Source organism: Microbacterium sp. A94 (assembly GCF_051842855.1).
In the GTDB taxonomy this organism is placed as follows: domain Bacteria; phylum Actinomycetota; class Actinomycetes; order Actinomycetales; family Microbacteriaceae; genus Microbacterium.
The window spans coordinates 211,272-229,461 of the sequence record NZ_JBPXMU010000006.1 but is presented as its reverse complement, the minus strand read 5'-3'; the positions used below and the strand labels follow the sequence as shown (position 1 = coordinate 229,461).

The window sequence follows — 18,190 nt, the reverse complement described above, 5'->3', positions numbered from 1 at the left end:
TCCGAATCCCCCGATACGAATCACGGCCGACGGTTCTATTGTGCCGCGAGTGCGGCGGTCAGAATGTCAATGCCCTCGTTCAGCAGTGTGTCGCCGATCGACAGCGGAGGCAGAAAACGGATGATATTGCCGAAGGTTCCGCAGGTGAGGATGATCACTCCCTGGGCGATGCAGGCCCGGGCGACCGCGGCGGTGAGCGCAGCATCCGGTGCTCCGGTCTGCGGATCGACGAACTCGACGGCGATCATCGCGCCATGCCCGCGGATGTCTCCGATCCGGGCATCCTGCGCCTGGATCGCGGTGAGCCGATCCTTCAGCAGCGCGCCGATCTGCTGTGCGCGCTCGATGACCCCGTCGTTCTCGAAGATGTCGATGGCGGCGAGCGCCGCGGCGCAGGCGATGGGATTGCCGCCGTAGGTTCCGCCGAGACCACCCGGGTGGGAGGCATCCATGATCTCGGCGCGTCCGGTGACGGCGGCGAGCGGGAGGCCCGCGGCGATGCCCTTGGCGGTGGTGACGAGGTCGGGTTCGATGCCGAAGATCTCGCTGGCGAACATCCGGCCAGTGCGGGCGAAGCCGGTCTGCACCTCGTCGGCGATGAAGACGATGCCGTTCGCGCGGCACCAGTCCTGGATCCTGTTCAGGAAGCCGTCGGCCGGGACGATGAATCCGCCCTCGCCCTGGATGGGTTCGATGATGACGGCGGCGAGGTTGTCGGCGCCGACCTGCTTCTCGAGCTGCGTGATCGCCCGCTCAGCGGCTTGCGGTCCGGTCAGTCCGTCCCGGAACGGATACGACATCGGCGCACGGTAGATCTCGGGGGCGAAGGGGCCGAAACCACTCTTGTACGGCATCGCCTTCGCCGTGAGCGCCATGGTGAGGTTCGTGCGGCCGTGATAGCCGTGGTCGAAGGCTGCGACGGCCGCGCGACCGGTGTGCTTGCGGGCGATCTTGATCGCGTTCTCAACGGCTTCAGCGCCGGAGTTGAACAGCGCGGTCTTCTTCGCGAAGGCACCGGGGGTGAGCCGGTTCAGCGCCTCGGCGACCGCGATGTACGACTCGTACGGCGAGATCATGAAGCAGGTGTGCGTGAACTGCGCAGCTTGGGCAGCGATCGCGGCGGCGACCTTCGGATGCGCGTTGCCAACGCTGGTCACGGCGATGCCGCTGCCGAGGTCGATGAGGGCGTTGCCGTCGGCGTCCACGACGATTCCTCCGCCGGCTGCCACCGCGGCGACCGGGACGGTGTGGCCGACGCCGGAGGGCACAGCATCCGCTTTTCTGGCGAGGATCTCGGCAGATCGCGGACCGGGCAACTCCGTGACCAGCCGGCGCTGCTGTGGCAGGTCGGGTCCGCCGAGGGGGGTCTGCGTGGCTGGCATGAGGCTCATGATCGTGAGCGTAGGCCGAAGCCCTGCCCCACGCACTCGCCGGACTGTACAATCTGAGCTATCTACTCGCCAGTATGTATAACGAGTGCTCAGAACGGATGCCGTGGACCAGCCATCACTACGCGCGCTGCTCGGCCGTCGCGACCTCGGGTTGCGACTGGTCTCTGAGGCGCTGCCCCCGGAGGCGCTGGACCGACCGCTGCGCTGGGTGCACTCCTCTGATCTCGCCGATCCGACGCCGTTTCTGGCGGATGATCTGGCGCTACTGACCACGGGGAGTCAGCTAGACGGCCCGGTCACAGCATCCGTATATGTCGCGCAGCTGAGCGCGCGCGGAGTCGTGGGGCTTGGCTTCGGCACCGGCGTCCGACACCCCGAGGTTCCCGCCGATCTGGTCGCCGCATGCACTGCTTCAGGACTGCCGCTGTTCGAGGTGCCGTACCGCACACCGTTCATCGCCGTCGCCCGTGCGCACGCCGAAGCCATCGCCGCCCAGGCATACGCCCGGCGAAGCTGGGCGCTGGACACGCAGCGGGCACTGGCGGTGGCCGCTCTTCGCCGACACGGACTGGCGGCGATCATCAGCGAGCTCGGCCGACGACTCGGCGCCTGGGTGGCGATGTTCGATGCCTCCGGCACACTCACTTTCGAGCATCCACCCGGCGGGATTGCCGCCGCGACCCGAGAGGTCGTCGCAGCTCATGTCGCGGAGGTGCTCACCCGAGGCGCCGAGACCGGAAGGTCGATCGTGGTCGACGAGCAGACGATGCAGCTGTTCACGCTCGGCCGACGGCGTGGGCTGCGCGGCGTCATTGCGATCGCCGCGCCTGCGCTGGATGCCGAGGCACGCGCCGTCGTGACATCGGTCATCGCCATGGCGGGACTCGCACTCGAACAGAACGATCAGTTCGTCAGCGAACGTCGCCGTTTGCACACGCAGCTGCTGCGTTCGCTCCTGCTCGATGACGCGACGCTGGCCCAGCGCGTGCTGTCGTCGCTGCCGACCGGACAAATCATCGTGGCGGTAGCGGTGGATGCCCTCCCCGAAGCCCTGGAGGAGTGGTGGGAGCGACGGCGCGCAGAACGCGGGTCACGGTCGTTCCTCGCGTCAGCAGATGAGGGCGTGGTGATCTGTCTGCCGGAGGCGGATGCCGTGCTGCTCGATGAAGCTGCCGAGCGCTTCGGCATCCGCATCGGGGTGTCGGATTCGGCCTCGTACGCGGAGTTCTCCCGTGCGCATGCGCAGGCAATCAGTGCGCTGCGGCGCGGGGCGGGTGCGGGTGGTGCGGGTGGTGCGGGCGGCGGTACGGGTGGTGGCGGGGCCGCGGGTGGCTACGGGGCGATCCGCTTCGCCGATGCAGTGGAATCCGGCATCCTGTCCGCCCTCACCACCGATGATGCGCGCCTGATCGCACAGTCCCGGCTCGCGCCGCTGCGCGATCGCGATGCCGGCCACGACGCAGATCTCGAGCAGTCGCTGCGCGTCTGGCTGGAGCATGACGCCCGGTTCGAAGCCGCTGCTGCAGCCCTGGGCATCCATCGCCACACGCTGCGCTCGCGCGTAGCGCAGGCATCCAAGCTGCTGGAAATGGACCTGAGCACCTTCCCCGCGCGTGCCGAGCTGTGGGCGCTGCTACAGGCTTCCCGCGCCTGATCCGCGGCGGGCGGGGCGGTGTAGTCACGAGAAATGCTTTCCTGCATGAAACAGGCCTTCACAACCCCTGTCTCATGCTGCAAACCATTTCTCGCGTCGGGCAACGCCCTACCGCGGCGCGTGCGCCTCCAAGAATTCGTACACATCCGTCGTGTCCACCCCGGGAAACGCACCGGTCGGCAGCGTGGCGAGCAGCGTGCGCGGAGTCTTCACGTTCGGCCAGGAGCGCTCGCGCCAGCGCTCCTCCAGGTCGGCGGGCGCGCGGCGGCAGCAGGCCTCGACGGAGTGGTTCGACACGCCCCGGTTGGTGGTGTCGCGTCCGACGAACCACCGGGTGTCGTCGAAGCGCACGCCGACGCTGACCGAGTGCAGCCCCTCACTGGATGCCTCGACGCGGGCCGTGCACCAGTAGGTGCCGTTCCCTGTATCGGTGTACTGGTAGTACGGGTTGAAGCGGTCATCCTCGTCGAACACGACGCGGCTGGTCCAGCGGCGGCAGCACATCTGCCCCTCGATGGCCCCAAGCCGGTCGGTGGGGAAGTTCACGTCGTCGTTCTCATACGCCTTCGTGATCGTGCCCGACTCGTGCACCTTGAGGAAGTGCACCGAAATGTCGAGGTGCTCAGTGGCGAGGTTCGTGAAGCGATGCGCTGCCGTTTCGTAGGAGACCGAGTACGCATCCCGGAGGTCTTCGATCGAGATGGCTCGGCGCTGCTTGGCATCCTTCAACGCCGGCGCGACATGCGCTTCGGGCATGAGCAACGCGCCGGTGAGGTAGTTCGTCTCCACCCGCTGGCGCAGGAACTCGGCATAGCTGCGCGGCTCGGCGTGTCCCAGCATCCGCGATGACAGCGCCTGCAACACGGCGGTGCGCGCATCGCCCTTCGCGGGCACCCGGCTGGACAGATAAAGCCGCCCATTGGCGAGGTCAGCGACACTGCGCGTGGTCTGCGGCAGGTCCGGCGCATAGTGCAGGGTGAAACCCAGATACGCCGCAATCTCGGATGCTGTCCGCTGAGTGAGCGGACCTCCGGGGTGGCGCACCGCTGCAAGAATCTCACCCGCCGTGGCCTCGAGGTCTGCGAAGTAGTTGTTCTGGCTGCGCATGAGGTGGCGCAGTTCCACGTTCGCGCGGCGCGCTTCTTCGGGAGTCGCCGCACGCTCGTCCTTCAGCCGGTCGATTTCACCGTGCAGCGCGAGCAGGGCTTTCAGGGCATCCGTCGGCACGGTCTTGCCGATGCGGAAGGGCTCGATGCCGAGTGCGCGGAACGTCTGCCCCTTCATCGCGCGCTCCAGCGCGATCTCGACCGCGCTGCGCTCGTCCAGCGGCTCGCCCTCGAGCAGCGCGTCGATTCCGACTCCGAGCGCCCGCGCGATGGCCTGCAGCAGCGTGAGCTTCGGCTCGCGTTTGCCGGTCTCGATCATCGACAACTGGCTCGGCGCGCGGTCGACGGCAGATGCCAGATCCTCCAGCGTCATCGCGCGGGCAGTGCGCAGTTGCCGGATGCGACGCCCGATCGTGAGCGCGTCGGTGTCGTCCTCGGTGAGAGCGGATGCTGAGCCCGAAGAAGCGGTCATGGGGCCGATTCTGTCACGAAAGCAGAAATTTCTGGATTCTTCTCTACGTAATTGGTCGCTTGAGCGGGTGAAGTTCACTCAGAGTGGATGCCAAGCCACCGATCAACGTCGACTCAGGGAGACAGAATGACCATCCACGCAACTCCAGGACAGCCGCCCCTTCGTGCCGGAGACCAGACGCAGACCGCCGCCGAGCTGCAGGAGATCTGGGACACCGATCCCCGCTGGGATGGCATCGAGCGCACCTACACGGCAGAGGATGTCGTCCGCATCCGCGGCTCCGTCCGCGAATCCTCCACGCTCGCCCACCGCGGCGCCGAGAACCTCTGGAACCTCATCAATACCGAGGACTACGTCCGAGCGCTCGGCGCCTACACCGGTGGCCAGGCCGTTCAGCAGGTTCGCGCAGGGCTCAAGGCCATCTACCTCTCCGGCTGGCAGGTCGCCGCTGACGGCAACCTCGCCGGTCAGACCTACCCGGACCAGTCGCTGTACCCGGCGAACTCCGTTCCCGCCGTCGTGCGCCGCATCAACAATGCGCTGCTGCGTCAGGACCAGCTCGAGCACGCCGAGGGCACCATCACCCAGGACTGGCTGGCACCGATCGTCGCCGATGCTGAGGCCGGCTTCGGCGGTCCGTTGAACGCCTACGAACTGGCATCCTCGCTGATCCAGGCCGGCGCCGCCGGCATCCACTGGGAAGACCAGCTCGCCAGCGAGAAGAAGTGCGGCCACCTCGGCGGCAAGGTGCTCGTACCTACCCAGCAGCACATCCGCACACTGAACGCCGCGCGTCTGGCGGCCGACGTCGCCGGCGTTCCGACCGTCATCATCGCCCGAACGGACGCTCTCGCCGCAGACCTCCTCACCAGCGACGTCGACGAGCGCGACCAGGAATTCACCACCGGCGAGCGCACCCCCGAGGGCTTCTACCGGGTTCGCGCGGGCCTCGACTCGGTCATCAGCCGCGGTCTGGCCTTCGCTCCGTACGCCGACCTCATCTGGGTGGAGACGGGTGAACCCGACATCGAGCTCGCCCGCGAGTTCGCCGCGGCGATCCACGCAGAGTTCCCCGGCAAGCTGCTGGCCTACAACTGCTCTCCGAGCTTCAACTGGAAGAGCCACCTGTCCGACGAGCAGATCGCGACGTTCCAGCAGGAACTGGCTGACCTGGGCTACAAGTTCCAGTTCATCACCCTGGCCGGCTTCCACGCCGTGAACCACTCGATGTTCGAGCTCGCCCGCGGCTACGCGGACCGCGCCATGAGCGCATACGTCGAGCTGCAGGAAGCAGAATTCGCCGCCGAGGCACACGGCTACACCGCTACCAAGCACCAGCGCGAAGCGGGTACCGGCTACTTCGACGTCATCTCCACAGCGCTCAACCCCGACAGCGCGACACTCGCTCTCGCCGGCTCAACCGAAGCCGCGCAGTTCCACTAACCGCTCATGTCTCAGAAGATGCGGGTCACCACCGCCCGCACCCGCATCTTCTGAGACATCCCCATCTCCGCGTTACAGAAAGTGCCGCCCCACGCCTGGCACACCCGCATCTTCTGAGACGCACTCCACGAAAAGGATTCCGATCATGACCACTCCCACCGCTCCCCCGACCACCGCTCCCACTCAGACGATCAAGCAGGGCCCGACCCTGGAGGTCACGGGCCCGCTGCACGACCGGTTCGACGAGATCCTCACTCCCGAGGCGCTCGCCTTCCTCACCGAGCTGCACCACCGCTTCGCGGCCCGCCGCCACGACCGGCTCGCCGACCGCATGCGCCGCCGCTTCGAGATCGGCAACGGCCACGACCCGCGGTTCCGCGACGACACTCGCCACATCCGCGATGATGCTGCGTGGCAGGTCGCCGGTGCGGGCCCCGGCCTGGAAGACCGCCGCGTGGAGATCACCGGCCCGACGGACCCGAAGATGACCATCAATGCGTTGAACTCCGGCGCACGGGTCTGGCTCGCCGACCAGGAGGATGCTACGAGCCCCACCTGGCACAACGTCATCGGCGGGCAACTGTCGCTGCGCGATGCGATCCGCGGTGAGCTCTCCTTCACCTCGCCCGAAGGCAAGCGCTACGAGGTCACCGCCGAGCAGACGCCGACGATCGTGATGCGTCCGCGCGGCTGGCACCTGACCGAGAAGCACCTAAACTTCATCGATCGCACCGGCCGCAGCATGGCAGCATCCGGATCTCTGACCGATTTCGGTCTCTACTTCCTGCACAACGCGAAGGCGCTGATCTCCTCGGGCCGCGGCCCGTACTTCTACATCGCCAAGCTCGAATCCAGCGAAGAGGCCCGGCTCTGGGACGACGTCTTCACGTTCGCGGAGGAGTACGTCGGCATCCCGCACGGCACGATCCGGGCGACCGTTCTGATCGAGACACTGCCTGCAGCGTTCGAGATGGACGAGATCCTGTACGAGCTGCGCGATCACTGCGCGGGCCTGAACGCCGGACGCTGGGACTACATCTTCTCGATCATCAAGAACTACCGCGGCCGCGGCGCACGTTTCGTGCTGCCCGATCGCAGCGAGGTCACGATGACAGTGCCGTTCATGCGCGCGTACACCGAGCTGCTGGTGAAGACCTGCCACCGGCGCGGAGCCTTCGCGATCGGCGGCATGAGCGCATCGATCCCGAGCCGTCGAGACCCCGAGGTCACCGCGATCGCGCTGGAGAAGGTTGCAGCAGATAAGAAGCGTGAGGCGAACGATGGCTTCGACGGCACGTGGGTGGCGCACCCCGATCTGATTCCGACCGCGCAGGCGGAGTTCGATGCCGTGCTGGGCGATCGTGCGAATCAGGTCGACCGGCAGCGCGACGATGTTCATGTGACCGCCGAGGATCTGCTGAACCTGCAGATCGGGCGTCCGATCACCGCTCAGGGTGTGCGCGACAATGTCTCGGTCGGCATCCGCTACATCGAGGCGTGGATTCGTGGGCTCGGCGCGGTGGCGATCGACAATCTGATGGAGGATGCCGCGACCGCAGAGATCTCGCGCTCGCAGGTGTGGCAGTGGATCCACCAGGACCGCACGACGGAGAACGGCACCCGCATCACGCCCGAGTACGTCGAGGGGCTGATCGCCGAGGTCCTGGCGGAGGTTCCGCGCTCCGAGTCCGATCGCTTCGAGGATGCTGCGGAGGTGTTCCGCGAGGTGTCGCTGGGGACGGAGTTCCCCGCGTTCCTGACGCTGTCGGCGTACTCGAGGTTCCTGGTCGAAGAGGGCTGAGCCGCGAAACAGGCCCAATTGCATGAGAAAGGTCCTGCCAGCACATGTTTCGTGCAGCAGGACCTTTCTCGTGCGTTCGGCTCGCGCGTTCGGCTCGTGCGTTCGGCTCGTGCGGTCGGCTCGTGCGCTCGGCTCAGACTTCGCCGGCGGCCACCGTCTCGGCGAGCGCGTGCACGCGCACCAGGTGGTGGGCACCGTAGAAGTCTGCATCGGTGAGGCGCGCAGCATCCGATTCCTCCGCAGTCGCGTGCCCGGCCACCGCAACCACGGCGAGCGCGTGCATCCAGCCACCGGCGAGCGTGCCGAGCAGCATCAGATACGGGACACTCGCCGCATACGCATCGCGCGGCGCATCCGCGAAGCCCAGCACAGCCTCCGTCGCCTGACGCGCAGCCACCACTGCCCGCTCGAGCCGGTCGGCCGTCCGCGTTCCGACGCCCGATTCACCCGTGCGCAGCGCCGTCACGGTCTCCTCCATCTGCTCGAACAGCGCCGCAACGGTCGCGCCCTGATCGCGCAGCACCTTGCGTCCGATGAGGTCGTTCGCCTGGATCGCGGTGGTGCCCTCGTAGATCGGCACGATACGGGCGTCGCGGTAGTGCTGGGCGGCGCCAGTTTCTTCGATGAATCCCATCCCGCCGTACACCTGGATGCCATCACTCGTCACCCGCAGCGCCTCTTCGCTCGCCCACCCCTTGAGGATGGGCACGAACAGCTCGGCCATCCGCAGCACGTCGGCGTCAGCATCCGCCCGATCGAACAGGTCGCCGACGAACACCGACAGCGCCCGCATCGCGAACACCTGGCTCGACATCGAGTGCAGGATGCGCCGGACATCCGGATGCTCGGCGATCGGCGTCCCCGCGGGACGATCGAGCACGCGCCCCTGCATGCGTCCCGCGGCATATTCAGCGGCGCCCTGGTATGAGCGCTCGGCGATGCCGGTCGCCTGGTGGCCCATGCCGACGCGGGCGGAGTTCATCATGACGAACATTCCGGCCAGGCCCCCGTGCAGTTCACCGACGAGATAGCCGGTGGCCTCTTCGTAGGAGAGCACGCAGGTGGGGCTCGCGTGGATGCCGAGTTTGTGCTCGATCGCGACCGTCTCGATGCGGTTGCGCTCCCCCAGCGAACCGTCCGGTTCGACCAGGAGGCGCGGTGCGACGAACAGTGAGAGCCCGCGGGCTCCGTCCGGGGCATCCGGATTGCGCGCGAGAACAAGGTGCACGATGTTGTCGGCGATGTCGTGGTCGCCCCACGTGATGAAGATCTTCTGCCCGCTGATCGACCAGGTGCCGTCTTCGCGCGGGGTCGCCATCGTGCGGATCGCGCCGAGATCGGTGCCCGCCTCCGGCTCGGTGAGGTTCATGGTGCCGGTCCACTCGCCGCTGACGAGTTTGGTCAGGTAGGTCTCACGCAGTTCTTCGGATGCTGCGGCATCGAGCGCGTGGATGGCACCGGCTCCCAGCATCCAGCACAGCGCGAAGGCCGCGTTGGAGGCGTTCCAGATCTCGCCGAGTCCGGCAGCGACTGAGCCGGGGAGTCCGTCACCACCGGCGGATTCCGGAGCGGTGGCGCCCACCCATCCGGCCTCGACCAGTGCCTGGTATGCGGCGGCGAAGCCTTCGGGCAGCCGCACCTGACCGTCGACGAGTTGTGCGCCGACCTGGTCGCCGGTGCGGTCCAGAGGTGCGAGTACTTCGGCGGCGAACTCGCCGGCGCCCACGATGATCTCGACGGCGTCCTCAGCGCTGAGTGCGCCTTCGGAGGCTGCGGCGACGATGTCACGGCCGAAGGCCTCGCTGTAGAGGAAGGCATAGTCCGCGACGGGCGGGATGTAGGCAGCAGTCATCGTCAGCTCCAATTGATAGACACTCAGGCTCACTCTATCTGAGACCGAGTTTCACGGCTAGAGGGTGTCGCCGTCGCCTGTGGATAACTCCGATCCGACGCCCGCGCTCTCGATAACCTGCTGCGCATGGACGATCCTCCCGGCCGCGATTCCTCCGGCCCCGAACCTGATGCCGCTACTGCTGGCGATGCAGCCGGTGCCGGCGATGTCGGCGGCGCTGCCGCCGCCGGTGTCGGCGCTGCCGGTGCCGCCGATCGCGAACTCCCACCCGCGCTCGCACGTGCCCACACGGCGAAGCAGAGCAAACGCCGATCCGCCCCGCGCGGCTCGATCCGCGGAGCTGTCGCTCTCGCCCTGCTCGCGATAGCCGGTGTCCACTCACTTCTGACTCTCGCCGCGCTGACGCTGCCTGTTCTGCTGTCGTGGGCCGCGCCGCCCGAAGCGTTCCTTCTGCTGACGGTGCCGTGGTTCGCGTTCGTGTTCGGTTGGTGGCTGTTCGCGGCGATGTTCCTGCTCGGCCTCGGTCTCAGCATCCGCACACCGAGCCCGGCCCCGCAGCTCGTCTGGGCGGCGATCACGGCGGTCTCGTTCACCGCGGCTGCCATTATTCTCGCCGGCGAGGGCCTGTTTCCGTGGCCGTTCGTGCCCGCGTTTCAGTGACGGGCATGTCTAGGGCATGGCGGCCTTCCGACTACCGCGCGTCGGCGTTTCGTCACGGACGATGCCCGCGCGGCATCCTCCAGTTCCGGACTGCGACGCGGCCGAGTAGCATTTGAGGCGTGACTGAACGCGCCCCCCTCTCCCGCAAGCTGTCCGCCATTGCCGAATCGGCGACCCTGAAGGTCGACGCGAAGGCCAAGGCCCTCAAGGCCGCGGGCAAGCCCGTCATCTCGTATGCCGCGGGCGAGCCCGATTTCAACACCCCGCAGTTCATCGTGGATGCTGCAGCCACTGCCCTCGCGAACCCGGCGAACTACCGGTACACGCCGGCGGGCGGCCTCCCGGCGCTGCGCGAGGCGATTGCCGCCAAGACGCTGCGGGACTCCGGTCTCGAGGTCGCGGCGAGCCAGGTCATCGTCACCAACGGTGGTAAGCAGGCGGTGTACCAGGCGTTCCAGACCGTGGTGAATCCGGGCGATGAGGTGCTGCTGCCGGCTCCGTACTGGACCACCTACCCCGAGGCGATCGCTCTGGCCGACGGCATCCCGGTGTCGGTTTTCGCCGGGGCCGACCAGGACTACAAGGTGACCGTCGAGCAGCTCGAGGCTGCACGCACCGAGCGCACCACCGCGCTGGTGTTCGTGTCGCCGTCGAACCCGACCGGCGCTGTGTACACGCTCGAAGAGACCCGGGCGATCGGCGAGTGGGCGGTTGAGCACGGCATCTGGGTCATCTCGGATGAGATCTACCAGAACCTCACCTACGAAGGAGTGAAGGCAACCTCGATTGTGGAGGCTGTTCCGGATGTCGCCGGCCAGACGATCCTGGTCAACGGCGTCGCGAAGACCTATGCCATGACCGGTTGGCGGGTGGGCTGGATGGTGGGCCCGACCGATGCGATGAAGGTCGCCGGCAACCTGCAGTCGCACCTGACCAGCAACGTGAACAACGTCGCGCAGCACGGGGCGATCGCCGCTCTGACGGGTCCGCAGACGGAGTCGGAGCAGTTCCGCGAGGCGTTTGATCGCCGCCGCCGCCTGATCGTGTCCGAACTGTCGAAGATCGATGGCGTGCGGGTGCCGAACCCGCTCGGCGCGTTCTACGTGTATCCGGATGTGCAGGGGCTGCTCGGCCGCACCTGGGGTGGCGTCACCCCGACCACGTCGCTGGAGCTGGCCGATCTGATCCTCGAGCAGGCCGAAGTGGCCGTGGTACCGGGCGAGGCCTTCGGCCCCTCCGGCTACCTGCGCCTGTCGTACGCGCTGGGCGATGAGCAGCTCCTTGAGGGGATGCAGCGCCTGCAGCGCATGTTCGCCTAGCGCTGCTCGCGCAGCGACTCACCACCTCGCGAATGAGTCACCACTTTCCGCACGAGTCACCACTGGGGAAGTGGTGATTCGCGGGGAAACCCACGACTCATGTTGCGGCGGCTAGTCGCGGAGCGGCAGCAGCGGCAGCGCGGCGGCAGCAGCGGCGGCGGCAGCAGCGGCGGCGGCAGCAGCGGCGGCGGCGGCGCGATTCAGGCGGTGACCTGGTACCCGATCAGCCAACGGATGCCGTAGCTGTCAGTGACCTGGCCGTCGAAGTCGCCCCAGGGGCGCTGCTGCAGCGGATCGATTGCGGTGCCGCCATCCGACAGCTTCGTGAACCAGTCGTGCAGTACCTCGGGCTCAGCAGTGCCGAGCAGCGAGAAGCTCGCGCCGACGATGTGCACGGCGTCCTCGTCTCCGGCAGCATCCGCGGCAAACAGTTCAACGGTGCCCTGCAGCATGCCGTGGCCGATTGCATCTGCCGGGCCGTCCGTGCGCTGCGCATCTGCGTAGGTGTAGAGCACGAGCTCGCCACCGAACACACTTTGGTAGAAGCCGAGCGCCTCGGCCGCGTTGCCGGGGAAGAACAGGTACGGCACAAGTCCAGTCATCCTGCGAGCGTACTCCCCCGCCGCGCACTGTCCAGCCACGGCTCCGCCGCCCGCCGCCACCGCGCACAACTCCTGAACAATGGCGCGAAACACCCCGGAACCGGCCAGAATCAGGGCCGCAGCCACCAGTTCTCAGGAGTTATGCGCGAACCGGAGCAGGCAACGCCCCGCCGCGGACTGCCCAGCCACGGTTCCGCCGCCCGCCGCCACCGCGCACAACTCCTGAACAATGGCCGGAAACACCCCGGAACCGGCCAGAATCACGGCCGCAGCCACTAGTTCTCAGGAGTTATGCGCGGGGGAAATGAGAGGGAACGGGCAACAGCCCGGAACGGGCAACAGCCCGGAGGTCCAACCCCTACAGCTCCACGCCGACGAGCACCGGTTCCGGCTGCAGCAGCAGCCCGAACTCCGAATGTACGCGGGCCTGGATGTACCGAGCAAGCTCCGCCAGCTCTCCCGCCGTCGCACCGCCGCGGTTGGTCAGCGCCAGCGCATGCTTGGTTGAGATCCCGGCGCGCGAGCGCGGCAGCCTGAACCCCTTGGAAATTCCGGAGTTCTCGATCAGCCAGCCGGCACTGACCTTGACCTCGCTGCGCACAGCGGGCGCCGCAGGCACCTGGCCGTCGTAGGCCTCCAGCGGAATGACCGTGACCGTATCCAGGTCTGGGGCGACCGGCCACCGCGGGCACTCCGGCGGCAGCTGGTTCGCCACGGTCTCCGACACGATCAGGTTCTGGAAAAACGAACCGGCACTGCTGGTGTCAGCATCCGCATCGTCGAGCAGCATCCCCTTCGATGCCCGGATGCGCAGAATCTCCGAGCGCACCCACGCCAGCGGAACAGCCTCTTCGCCGGTGAGTCCGAGCGCTCGACGCAACTGTTCGCCGCGGACCACGCGTCCGGCCGCGCCGACCTCCGCCAAATCAAGCGTCACCGAGAGGATGACCGCATGCCGCAGCGGCACGCTGTCGTAGTGGTGTTTGAGCACCGAGGTGCGGAAACCGAGTCCGAGCTCCGAGGCCGGAACCGTCGACACCTCACCGGTCGATTCGTCGATGAGCTCGACTTCGACTAGCGTCTCCTGGATCTCCTGCCCGTACGCCCCGACGTTCTGCACCGGCGCGGCACCGACGGTCCCGGGAATCCCGCTCATCGCCTCGATACCGGCGAGCCCCTGCTCGACCGTGTAGGCGACGAGGTCATCCCAGTTGTGTCCGGCCTGCACGCGCACGCGCATACGCCCCGGATGGGGCGACGGGATCAACGAGATCCCCGTGGTCAGCACACGGATGACGGTGCCCTCGAACGGCTCGTCACCGACGAACAGGTTCGACCCGCCGCCGAGCACGAACCACTCCTCGTGCCGCGCCCACACTTCACGCAGCGCCTCGATCAGCGACGCGGTTGTGGTGGCATCCAGCATCCGCTCGGGGGCGGCGCCGGTGCGCAGGGTTGTCAGCTGCGAGAGCGGGATCGGCGTCGTCATAGCGCGACGCGCAGCTGCGCTTTGACCAGCACGGTGGTGTCGGCGGCTTTCACGGTGAGGTCGATGCGTGCGGTCTCGGCATCCACGGCGCCGATCTTGGCGAGCACGGATACGTCCGCGCCGTCGGTGGGATCGACGACGACCGGGCGGGTGAAGCGCACGCCGTAGTCGGTGATCTTCGCGACATCACCGAGAGCTGCGACGACGACAGATGAGGCGAGTCCCATCGTGAGCATGCCGTGCGCGAGCACGCCGGGCAGGCCCACGGATTCCGCAACATCGTCGCGGTAGTGGATGGGGTTGAAGTCTCCGGATGCTCCGGCATAGCGCACCAGCGACTCACGAGTCAGGTGCACGGTGCGCTCAGCGATCACATCACCGACAGAGAGAGTAGAGAGGTTCATGCTGCGTCCTCCTCGTCCGAGCCGACCAGCAGCACGCTCGTCGCAGTGACGACGAGGTCGCCGCCGGCATCCGTGATCGCGGCTTCACTGGTGATCATCGCGTTTCCTGCCATCATTCGGATGCCGGTGACCTTCAGCCGTCCGGTGAGCTCGTCGCCCGCGACGATGGGCCGCGTGTAGGCGAAGCGCTGTTCGGCGTGGATGGTTCGGGCCAGCACGATTCCGGAGTCGGGTTCGGCGAGCAGCTGCTGCAGCGTGAGGTCTTGGATGACCATCGCGAAGGTGGGCGGCGCCACGACATCCGCGTAGCCGAGAGCACGTGCGGCCTCGACGTCGGTGTGCAGCGGGGCGTCGGCGAAGACGGCGCGAGAAAACTCGCGTACCTTCTCACGGCCGACCAGGTACGGCGGTGTCGGCGGGAATTCCCGGCCGACCAGTTCGGAGTTCACAGACACCCATCGAGTCTACCGAGTGGATGCCTCGGCCTCAGCGCGGCGTCCGTTCGATGCGCCGCACGCTTCGGCGGAGAAAGCAGCCTTGGGAGGCCATCCGTGCTGGAATCCTCCGCCCAAACGTGCGAACTCCTCCCGAACGCGCGATCTGCTCCCGAACGCGCGGCATCCGGCTAATGCGCCGCACGCTTAGGCGGAGAAAGCAGCTTCGGGCGGCCAATCGTGCTGGAATCCGCCGCCCAAACGCGCGATCTCCTCCCGAACGCGCGGCCTCGGCCCGAGGCTCCGAACAGGCGACCAGCCCAGCCCCAGCCCAGCCCAGCCCAGCCTCAGCGTCGGCGCCCGCGAATGGCTTTGATGGTCATCTGCACGGCGATGGCTGCAATGTATCCGACAAAGAGCATGTTGCCGGCGAAGGGGTCGAGCAGGGTCGCGAGCCACGCGCCGAGGGCTGTCATAGTGCAGGCGGAGAGCCCGATGATTCCGGCGGCGAGCAGGTCGACGTTGCGGTGGCGAAGGTTGCCGATGGTCCCCGAGATCGCGGTCGGAATCATCATCATCAGGCTCGTGCCCTTGGCTTCGAGGTCACTGGTGCCGAAGACCAGCATCAGCACCGGCACGATGATCACGCCGCCGCCGACGCCGATGAGTCCGGCGATGACACCGGTGCAGACGCCGACTGCGGCCAGGCCCACGCCATTGATCCAGCCGAGTTCGAACACGGCGGTACGCGATGGCACGACGAGGAACAGGCTCACGATCACGAGGAGCAGGAACCCGACGAAGCCCCAGCGCAGCGCGGTCTGCGAGATCCGCGGCAGCAGCCGGGTGCCGATCTGGGCGCCGATGACGGCGCCTCCGGCGAGGATCAGTGCGGGAATCCAGGCGACCGATCCGGATGCCGCGTACGAGATGACCCCGATGCTCGCAGTCGGCACGATCGCGGCGAGAGACGTGCCCGCTGCCAGGCGCTGGTCGAACGGCAGCGTGAGCACGAGCAGAGGGACGATGACCGTTCCGCCGCCGACACCGAACAGACCGGACAGGAGGCCGGCGACGAGCCCGATGATGACGAAGGTGATGTACGCCCGCGGACCGCGGATTCTTGCTGCGGGTGTCTCGGTCAATTCATCCCTCGTCCTGCGCCCAGTCGTTTGGCGATGGCTGCGGCAGCTTCCTGCAACCGCCCGGCGGCGTCATTCATCTTGTCTGCGGTGAAGCGGTCGGCGGGCCCGGAGATCGACAGAGCTGCGCAGATCTGTCCCGACCCGTCACGAACGCCGACTGCCACGGAACTCACATTCGCGATCGTCTCATTGGATGCCACCGCGAACCCACGCTCGCGCATGTCGATGATGCGCTCTCGGATCTCATCCGGCGTCAGGGAGTCGAACAGTGAGGCGTCATGCTCATGGTCGGCCAGCACCCGATCGATTTCAGCATCCGACATTCCGCTCATAAGAATGCGTCCGTTGGCACCGGACCACAGCGGGTACAGCCGGCCCATCTCCGAGGCGAAGCGGATCTCGGCGTTGCTCTGCACTTCCTCGAGGAAGACTCGGGCGTTGCCCACGGCGACCGACAGCCCCACCGTCTCGTGGGTCTCGTCACGGAGCGCGAACATGTACGGGCGCGACTCGTTGACGAGCACGTTGCCACCGTTGTATCCGAGACCGATCACGAGCGCCTGCGGACCGATCCGGTACCGCTGGGTCGAAGCATCCTGGATCACCATGCCGCTGGCAGCCAGAGTCGCGAGGATCCGCTGCACCGTGCTTCGGGCGAAGCCCGTCGACGGGGCAAGCTCGCGAGCGCTTGCCCCATCGGTGTGCGTTCGGAGTGCGGAAAGAATCTGGATCGCCTTCGATACGGCGTTGTCCGAGGTTCCTTCCATCACGTCAGACTATCGCGGCTGCGCACATCACTCCGACGGCAGTCCGCTGCCGCGGGACTCATACAGTGCCAGCACGCGCTCGCGCGGGATGACCCCGCAGCGCGATGCCCAGACGTCGTAGGCCGCCGACAGCTCCGCGACGATCGCCGGATGCGACGCGGCAACGTCGTGCAGCTCGGTGCGATCGCGCACCATGTCGTACAGTTCCCACTGCTGCGCGTACTTCTTGACGAGCTTCCACTGGCCCCGGCGCACACCGCAGTTGCCCTCGTGCTCCCAGTACAGCAGTCGCGCATCATCGGCGGCGTCCTCGCGGAGGGTGTCGAGCATGCTCACACCTTCGAGGGGCAGAGGGGTGCGGTCGGGATAGGTTTCCGGATACTCGGTGCCGGCTGCTTCCAACACCGTGGCCATGACATCCGGCAGCTGGTGGGGCTGGTTGCGGATGACGCCACTGGGCAGCTGGTCGGGCCAGCTGACGATCAGCGGCGTGGAGATCCCGCCCTCATGAATCCAGTGCTTGTACTCGCGGAACGGTGTGTTCGAGAGGTTCGCCCACGCGCGTCCATAGGTCGCGTACGTGTCTTCACCACCGGGGATGATGCTCGCATCGTTGCCTGGCCGGACTTCGCGACCGTCACGGGTTATGGCGTCGAAGGAGACGTACGTGGTGACGAATTCCTTCGCGGTCTCCAGCGGCATCTCCTCGGCGCATCCACCGTTGTCGGAGAGGAAGAGGATGATCGTGTTGTCGAACGTCCCCTGGCGTCGCAGTTCGTCGACGACGCGTCCGACACCCTGGTCCATCCGGTCGATCTGCGCGGCGTACACCGCCATGCGCATGGCCTCCCACTCCTTGTCCGAGACGTCGTCCCAGGCGGGGATGCGCGCATCGCGCTCGGTGAGCTTCCACTGCTCGTCGATGATTCCGGATGCCACCAGGCGAGCCAGCCGCTCGGCGCGCAGCTCGTCCCATCCGGCGTCGAAACGGCCGGCATATTTGGCGATGTCTTCTTCCAGCGCGTGCAGCGGCCAGTGCGGTGCGGTGTAGGCGACATACATGAAGAACGGGTCGTCGCCGTGCTCAGCTTCGTGCTTCTTAATGAATTCCACAGCGTTATCGCTGATGGCATCCGTGTAGTAGAAGTCCTCCGCTTCGGTCTCCGCCTCGACGTTTACTTCGTTGCGGGTCAGCGTGCGCGGCTGGAAGAAGCTTCCGGCACCCTCGAGCGTTCCGAAGAACTCATCGAATCCGCGCCGCGTGGGCCAGGCATCCGTCGGGTTGTGAATATCGCCGGCCATGTGCCACTTGCCGGAGACATAGCTGCGGTAGCCGGCGGGCTTCAGAGCCTCGGCGATCGTGACGCAATCACGGTTGAGATTGCCCGCGTAGCCTTCCGGTGCATCGTCGTAGTTAAGGATGCCGATACCGGTCTGGTGGGGGTGCAACCCCGTCAGCAACGAGGCGCGCGACGGGCTGCACCGGGCGGTGTTGTAGAACTGCGTGAGCGATGCACCACCGGCTGCGAGAGCATCGATGTTCGGGGTGAGCACCTCTCCCCCGAAGCATCCGATATCGGAGAATCCCATGTCGTCGACGAGGATGAGGACGACGTTGGGTGGCGTGTTGGTCTTCTCAGTCATGAGTGTC

Annotated in this window: 15 protein-coding genes; 5 read left to right on the top strand and 10 right to left on the bottom strand. The window is 66.9% G+C overall.

Going from position 1 to position 18,190, the window contains the following annotated elements; translation table 11 throughout:
- Positions 1 to 35: 35 nt before the first annotated feature.
- Positions 36 to 1,391: a 4-aminobutyrate--2-oxoglutarate transaminase gene (gene gabT / locus ACSU1L_RS15335; RefSeq protein WP_439256366.1), complete on the bottom strand. Its 1,356-nt coding sequence runs from the start codon at positions 1,389 to 1,391 to the stop codon at positions 36 to 38.
- 103 nt (positions 1,392 to 1,494) lie between these two features.
- Here gabT and ACSU1L_RS15330 point away from each other — a divergent pair, with 103 nt between their 5' ends.
- Positions 1,495 to 3,045, top strand: coding sequence for a PucR family transcriptional regulator (locus ACSU1L_RS15330; RefSeq protein WP_439256365.1), 1,551 nt, complete (start codon positions 1,495 to 1,497; stop codon positions 3,043 to 3,045).
- Between the two features lie 108 nt (positions 3,046 to 3,153).
- Here ACSU1L_RS15330 and ACSU1L_RS15325 read toward each other — a convergent pair whose 3' ends face one another.
- Positions 3,154 to 4,623 (bottom strand): helix-turn-helix domain-containing protein, encoded by a 1,470-nt coding sequence (locus ACSU1L_RS15325; protein WP_439256364.1) that lies wholly within the window; start codon positions 4,621 to 4,623, stop codon positions 3,154 to 3,156.
- A gap of 126 nt (positions 4,624 to 4,749) precedes the next feature.
- Between ACSU1L_RS15325 and aceA the strand changes: the two genes are divergently transcribed.
- Both aceA and aceB read left to right on the top strand, forming a co-directional pair.
- Positions 4,750 to 6,066 (top strand): isocitrate lyase, encoded by a 1,317-nt coding sequence (gene aceA, locus ACSU1L_RS15320; protein WP_439256363.1) that lies wholly within the window; start codon positions 4,750 to 4,752, stop codon positions 6,064 to 6,066.
- Positions 6,067 to 6,211: 145 nt separating this feature from the next.
- A complete protein-coding gene (aceB, locus tag ACSU1L_RS15315; protein WP_439256362.1) occupies positions 6,212 to 7,867 on the top strand; it encodes a malate synthase A in 1,656 nt (551 codons plus the stop codon).
- 133 nt (positions 7,868 to 8,000) lie between these two features.
- Here aceB and ACSU1L_RS15310 read toward each other — a convergent pair whose 3' ends face one another.
- Positions 8,001 to 9,719: an acyl-CoA dehydrogenase gene (locus ACSU1L_RS15310; protein ID WP_439256361.1), complete on the bottom strand. Its 1,719-nt coding sequence runs from the start codon at positions 9,717 to 9,719 to the stop codon at positions 8,001 to 8,003.
- Between the two features lie 126 nt (positions 9,720 to 9,845).
- Between ACSU1L_RS15310 and ACSU1L_RS15305 the strand changes: the two genes are divergently transcribed.
- Both ACSU1L_RS15305 and ACSU1L_RS15300 read left to right on the top strand, forming a co-directional pair.
- Positions 9,846 to 10,379, top strand: coding sequence for a hypothetical protein (locus ACSU1L_RS15305; protein WP_439256360.1), 534 nt, complete (start codon positions 9,846 to 9,848; stop codon positions 10,377 to 10,379).
- A gap of 119 nt (positions 10,380 to 10,498) precedes the next feature.
- On the top strand, positions 10,499 to 11,698 hold the full coding sequence (locus ACSU1L_RS15300) for a pyridoxal phosphate-dependent aminotransferase (RefSeq protein ID WP_438255847.1): 1,200 nt from the start codon (positions 10,499 to 10,501) through the stop codon (positions 11,696 to 11,698).
- A 200-nt stretch (positions 11,699 to 11,898) separates the two neighbouring features.
- Here ACSU1L_RS15300 and ACSU1L_RS15295 read toward each other — a convergent pair whose 3' ends face one another.
- From ACSU1L_RS15295 to ACSU1L_RS15265, 7 genes are all read right to left on the bottom strand, one after another.
- Positions 11,899 to 12,300 (bottom strand): VOC family protein, encoded by a 402-nt coding sequence (locus ACSU1L_RS15295; RefSeq protein ID WP_439256358.1) that lies wholly within the window; start codon positions 12,298 to 12,300, stop codon positions 11,899 to 11,901.
- Positions 12,301 to 12,658: 358 nt separating this feature from the next.
- The gene (locus ACSU1L_RS15290; RefSeq protein ID WP_439256357.1) at positions 12,659 to 13,789 is read right to left on the bottom strand and encodes a UDP-N-acetylmuramate dehydrogenase; all 1,131 of its coding nucleotides are present in this window, start codon (positions 13,787 to 13,789) and stop codon (positions 12,659 to 12,661) included.
- Positions 13,786 to 14,193 carry a MaoC/PaaZ C-terminal domain-containing protein gene (locus tag ACSU1L_RS15285; RefSeq protein WP_438255844.1) on the bottom strand — a complete coding sequence of 136 codons (408 nt, stop codon included), beginning with the start codon at positions 14,191 to 14,193 and terminating at the stop codon, positions 13,786 to 13,788. Before ACSU1L_RS15285 ends, ACSU1L_RS15290 begins: the two co-directional genes overlap by 4 nt.
- Positions 14,190 to 14,648 (bottom strand): FAS1-like dehydratase domain-containing protein, encoded by a 459-nt coding sequence (locus tag ACSU1L_RS15280; protein ID WP_439256356.1) that lies wholly within the window; start codon positions 14,646 to 14,648, stop codon positions 14,190 to 14,192. The genes ACSU1L_RS15285 and ACSU1L_RS15280 overlap by 4 nt, the downstream gene beginning before the upstream one ends.
- Before the next feature lie 326 nt (positions 14,649 to 14,974).
- Positions 14,975 to 15,772: a sulfite exporter TauE/SafE family protein gene (locus ACSU1L_RS15275; RefSeq protein ID WP_439256355.1), complete on the bottom strand. Its 798-nt coding sequence runs from the start codon at positions 15,770 to 15,772 to the stop codon at positions 14,975 to 14,977.
- A complete protein-coding gene (locus ACSU1L_RS15270; protein ID WP_438255841.1) occupies positions 15,769 to 16,539 on the bottom strand; it encodes an IclR family transcriptional regulator in 771 nt (256 codons plus the stop codon). The genes ACSU1L_RS15275 and ACSU1L_RS15270 overlap by 4 nt, the downstream gene beginning before the upstream one ends.
- A 27-nt stretch (positions 16,540 to 16,566) precedes the next feature.
- Positions 16,567 to 18,183 (bottom strand): arylsulfatase, encoded by a 1,617-nt coding sequence (locus tag ACSU1L_RS15265; protein ID WP_439256354.1) that lies wholly within the window; start codon positions 18,181 to 18,183, stop codon positions 16,567 to 16,569.
- Positions 18,184 to 18,190: the final 7 nt, after the last annotated feature.

Excerpts from the sequence above, each read along its gene's own strand:
- gabT (WP_439256366.1), bottom strand. The coding sequence starts at position 1,391 with ATGAGCCTCATGCCAGCCACGCAGACCCCCCTCGGCGGACCCGACCTG.
- ACSU1L_RS15325 (WP_439256364.1), bottom strand. The coding sequence starts at position 4,623 with ATGACCGCTTCTTCGGGCTCAGCATCCGCTCTCACCGAGGACGACACC.
- aceA (WP_439256363.1), top strand. The coding sequence starts at position 4,750 with ATGACCATCCACGCAACTCCAGGACAGCCGCCCCTTCGTGCCGGAGAC.
- aceB (WP_439256362.1), top strand. The coding sequence starts at position 6,212 with ATGACCACTCCCACCGCTCCCCCGACCACCGCTCCCACTCAGACGATC.
- ACSU1L_RS15310 (WP_439256361.1), bottom strand. The coding sequence starts at position 9,719 with ATGACTGCTGCCTACATCCCGCCCGTCGCGGACTATGCCTTCCTCTAC.
- ACSU1L_RS15305 (WP_439256360.1), top strand. The coding sequence starts at position 9,846 with ATGGACGATCCTCCCGGCCGCGATTCCTCCGGCCCCGAACCTGATGCC.
- ACSU1L_RS15295 (WP_439256358.1), bottom strand. The coding sequence starts at position 12,300 with ATGACTGGACTTGTGCCGTACCTGTTCTTCCCCGGCAACGCGGCCGAG.
- ACSU1L_RS15290 (WP_439256357.1), bottom strand. The coding sequence starts at position 13,789 with ATGACGACGCCGATCCCGCTCTCGCAGCTGACAACCCTGCGCACCGGC.
- ACSU1L_RS15285 (WP_438255844.1), bottom strand. The coding sequence starts at position 14,193 with ATGAACCTCTCTACTCTCTCTGTCGGTGATGTGATCGCTGAGCGCACC.
- ACSU1L_RS15270 (WP_438255841.1), bottom strand. The coding sequence starts at position 16,539 with ATGGAAGGAACCTCGGACAACGCCGTATCGAAGGCGATCCAGATTCTT.
- ACSU1L_RS15265 (WP_439256354.1), bottom strand. The coding sequence starts at position 18,183 with ATGACTGAGAAGACCAACACGCCACCCAACGTCGTCCTCATCCTCGTC.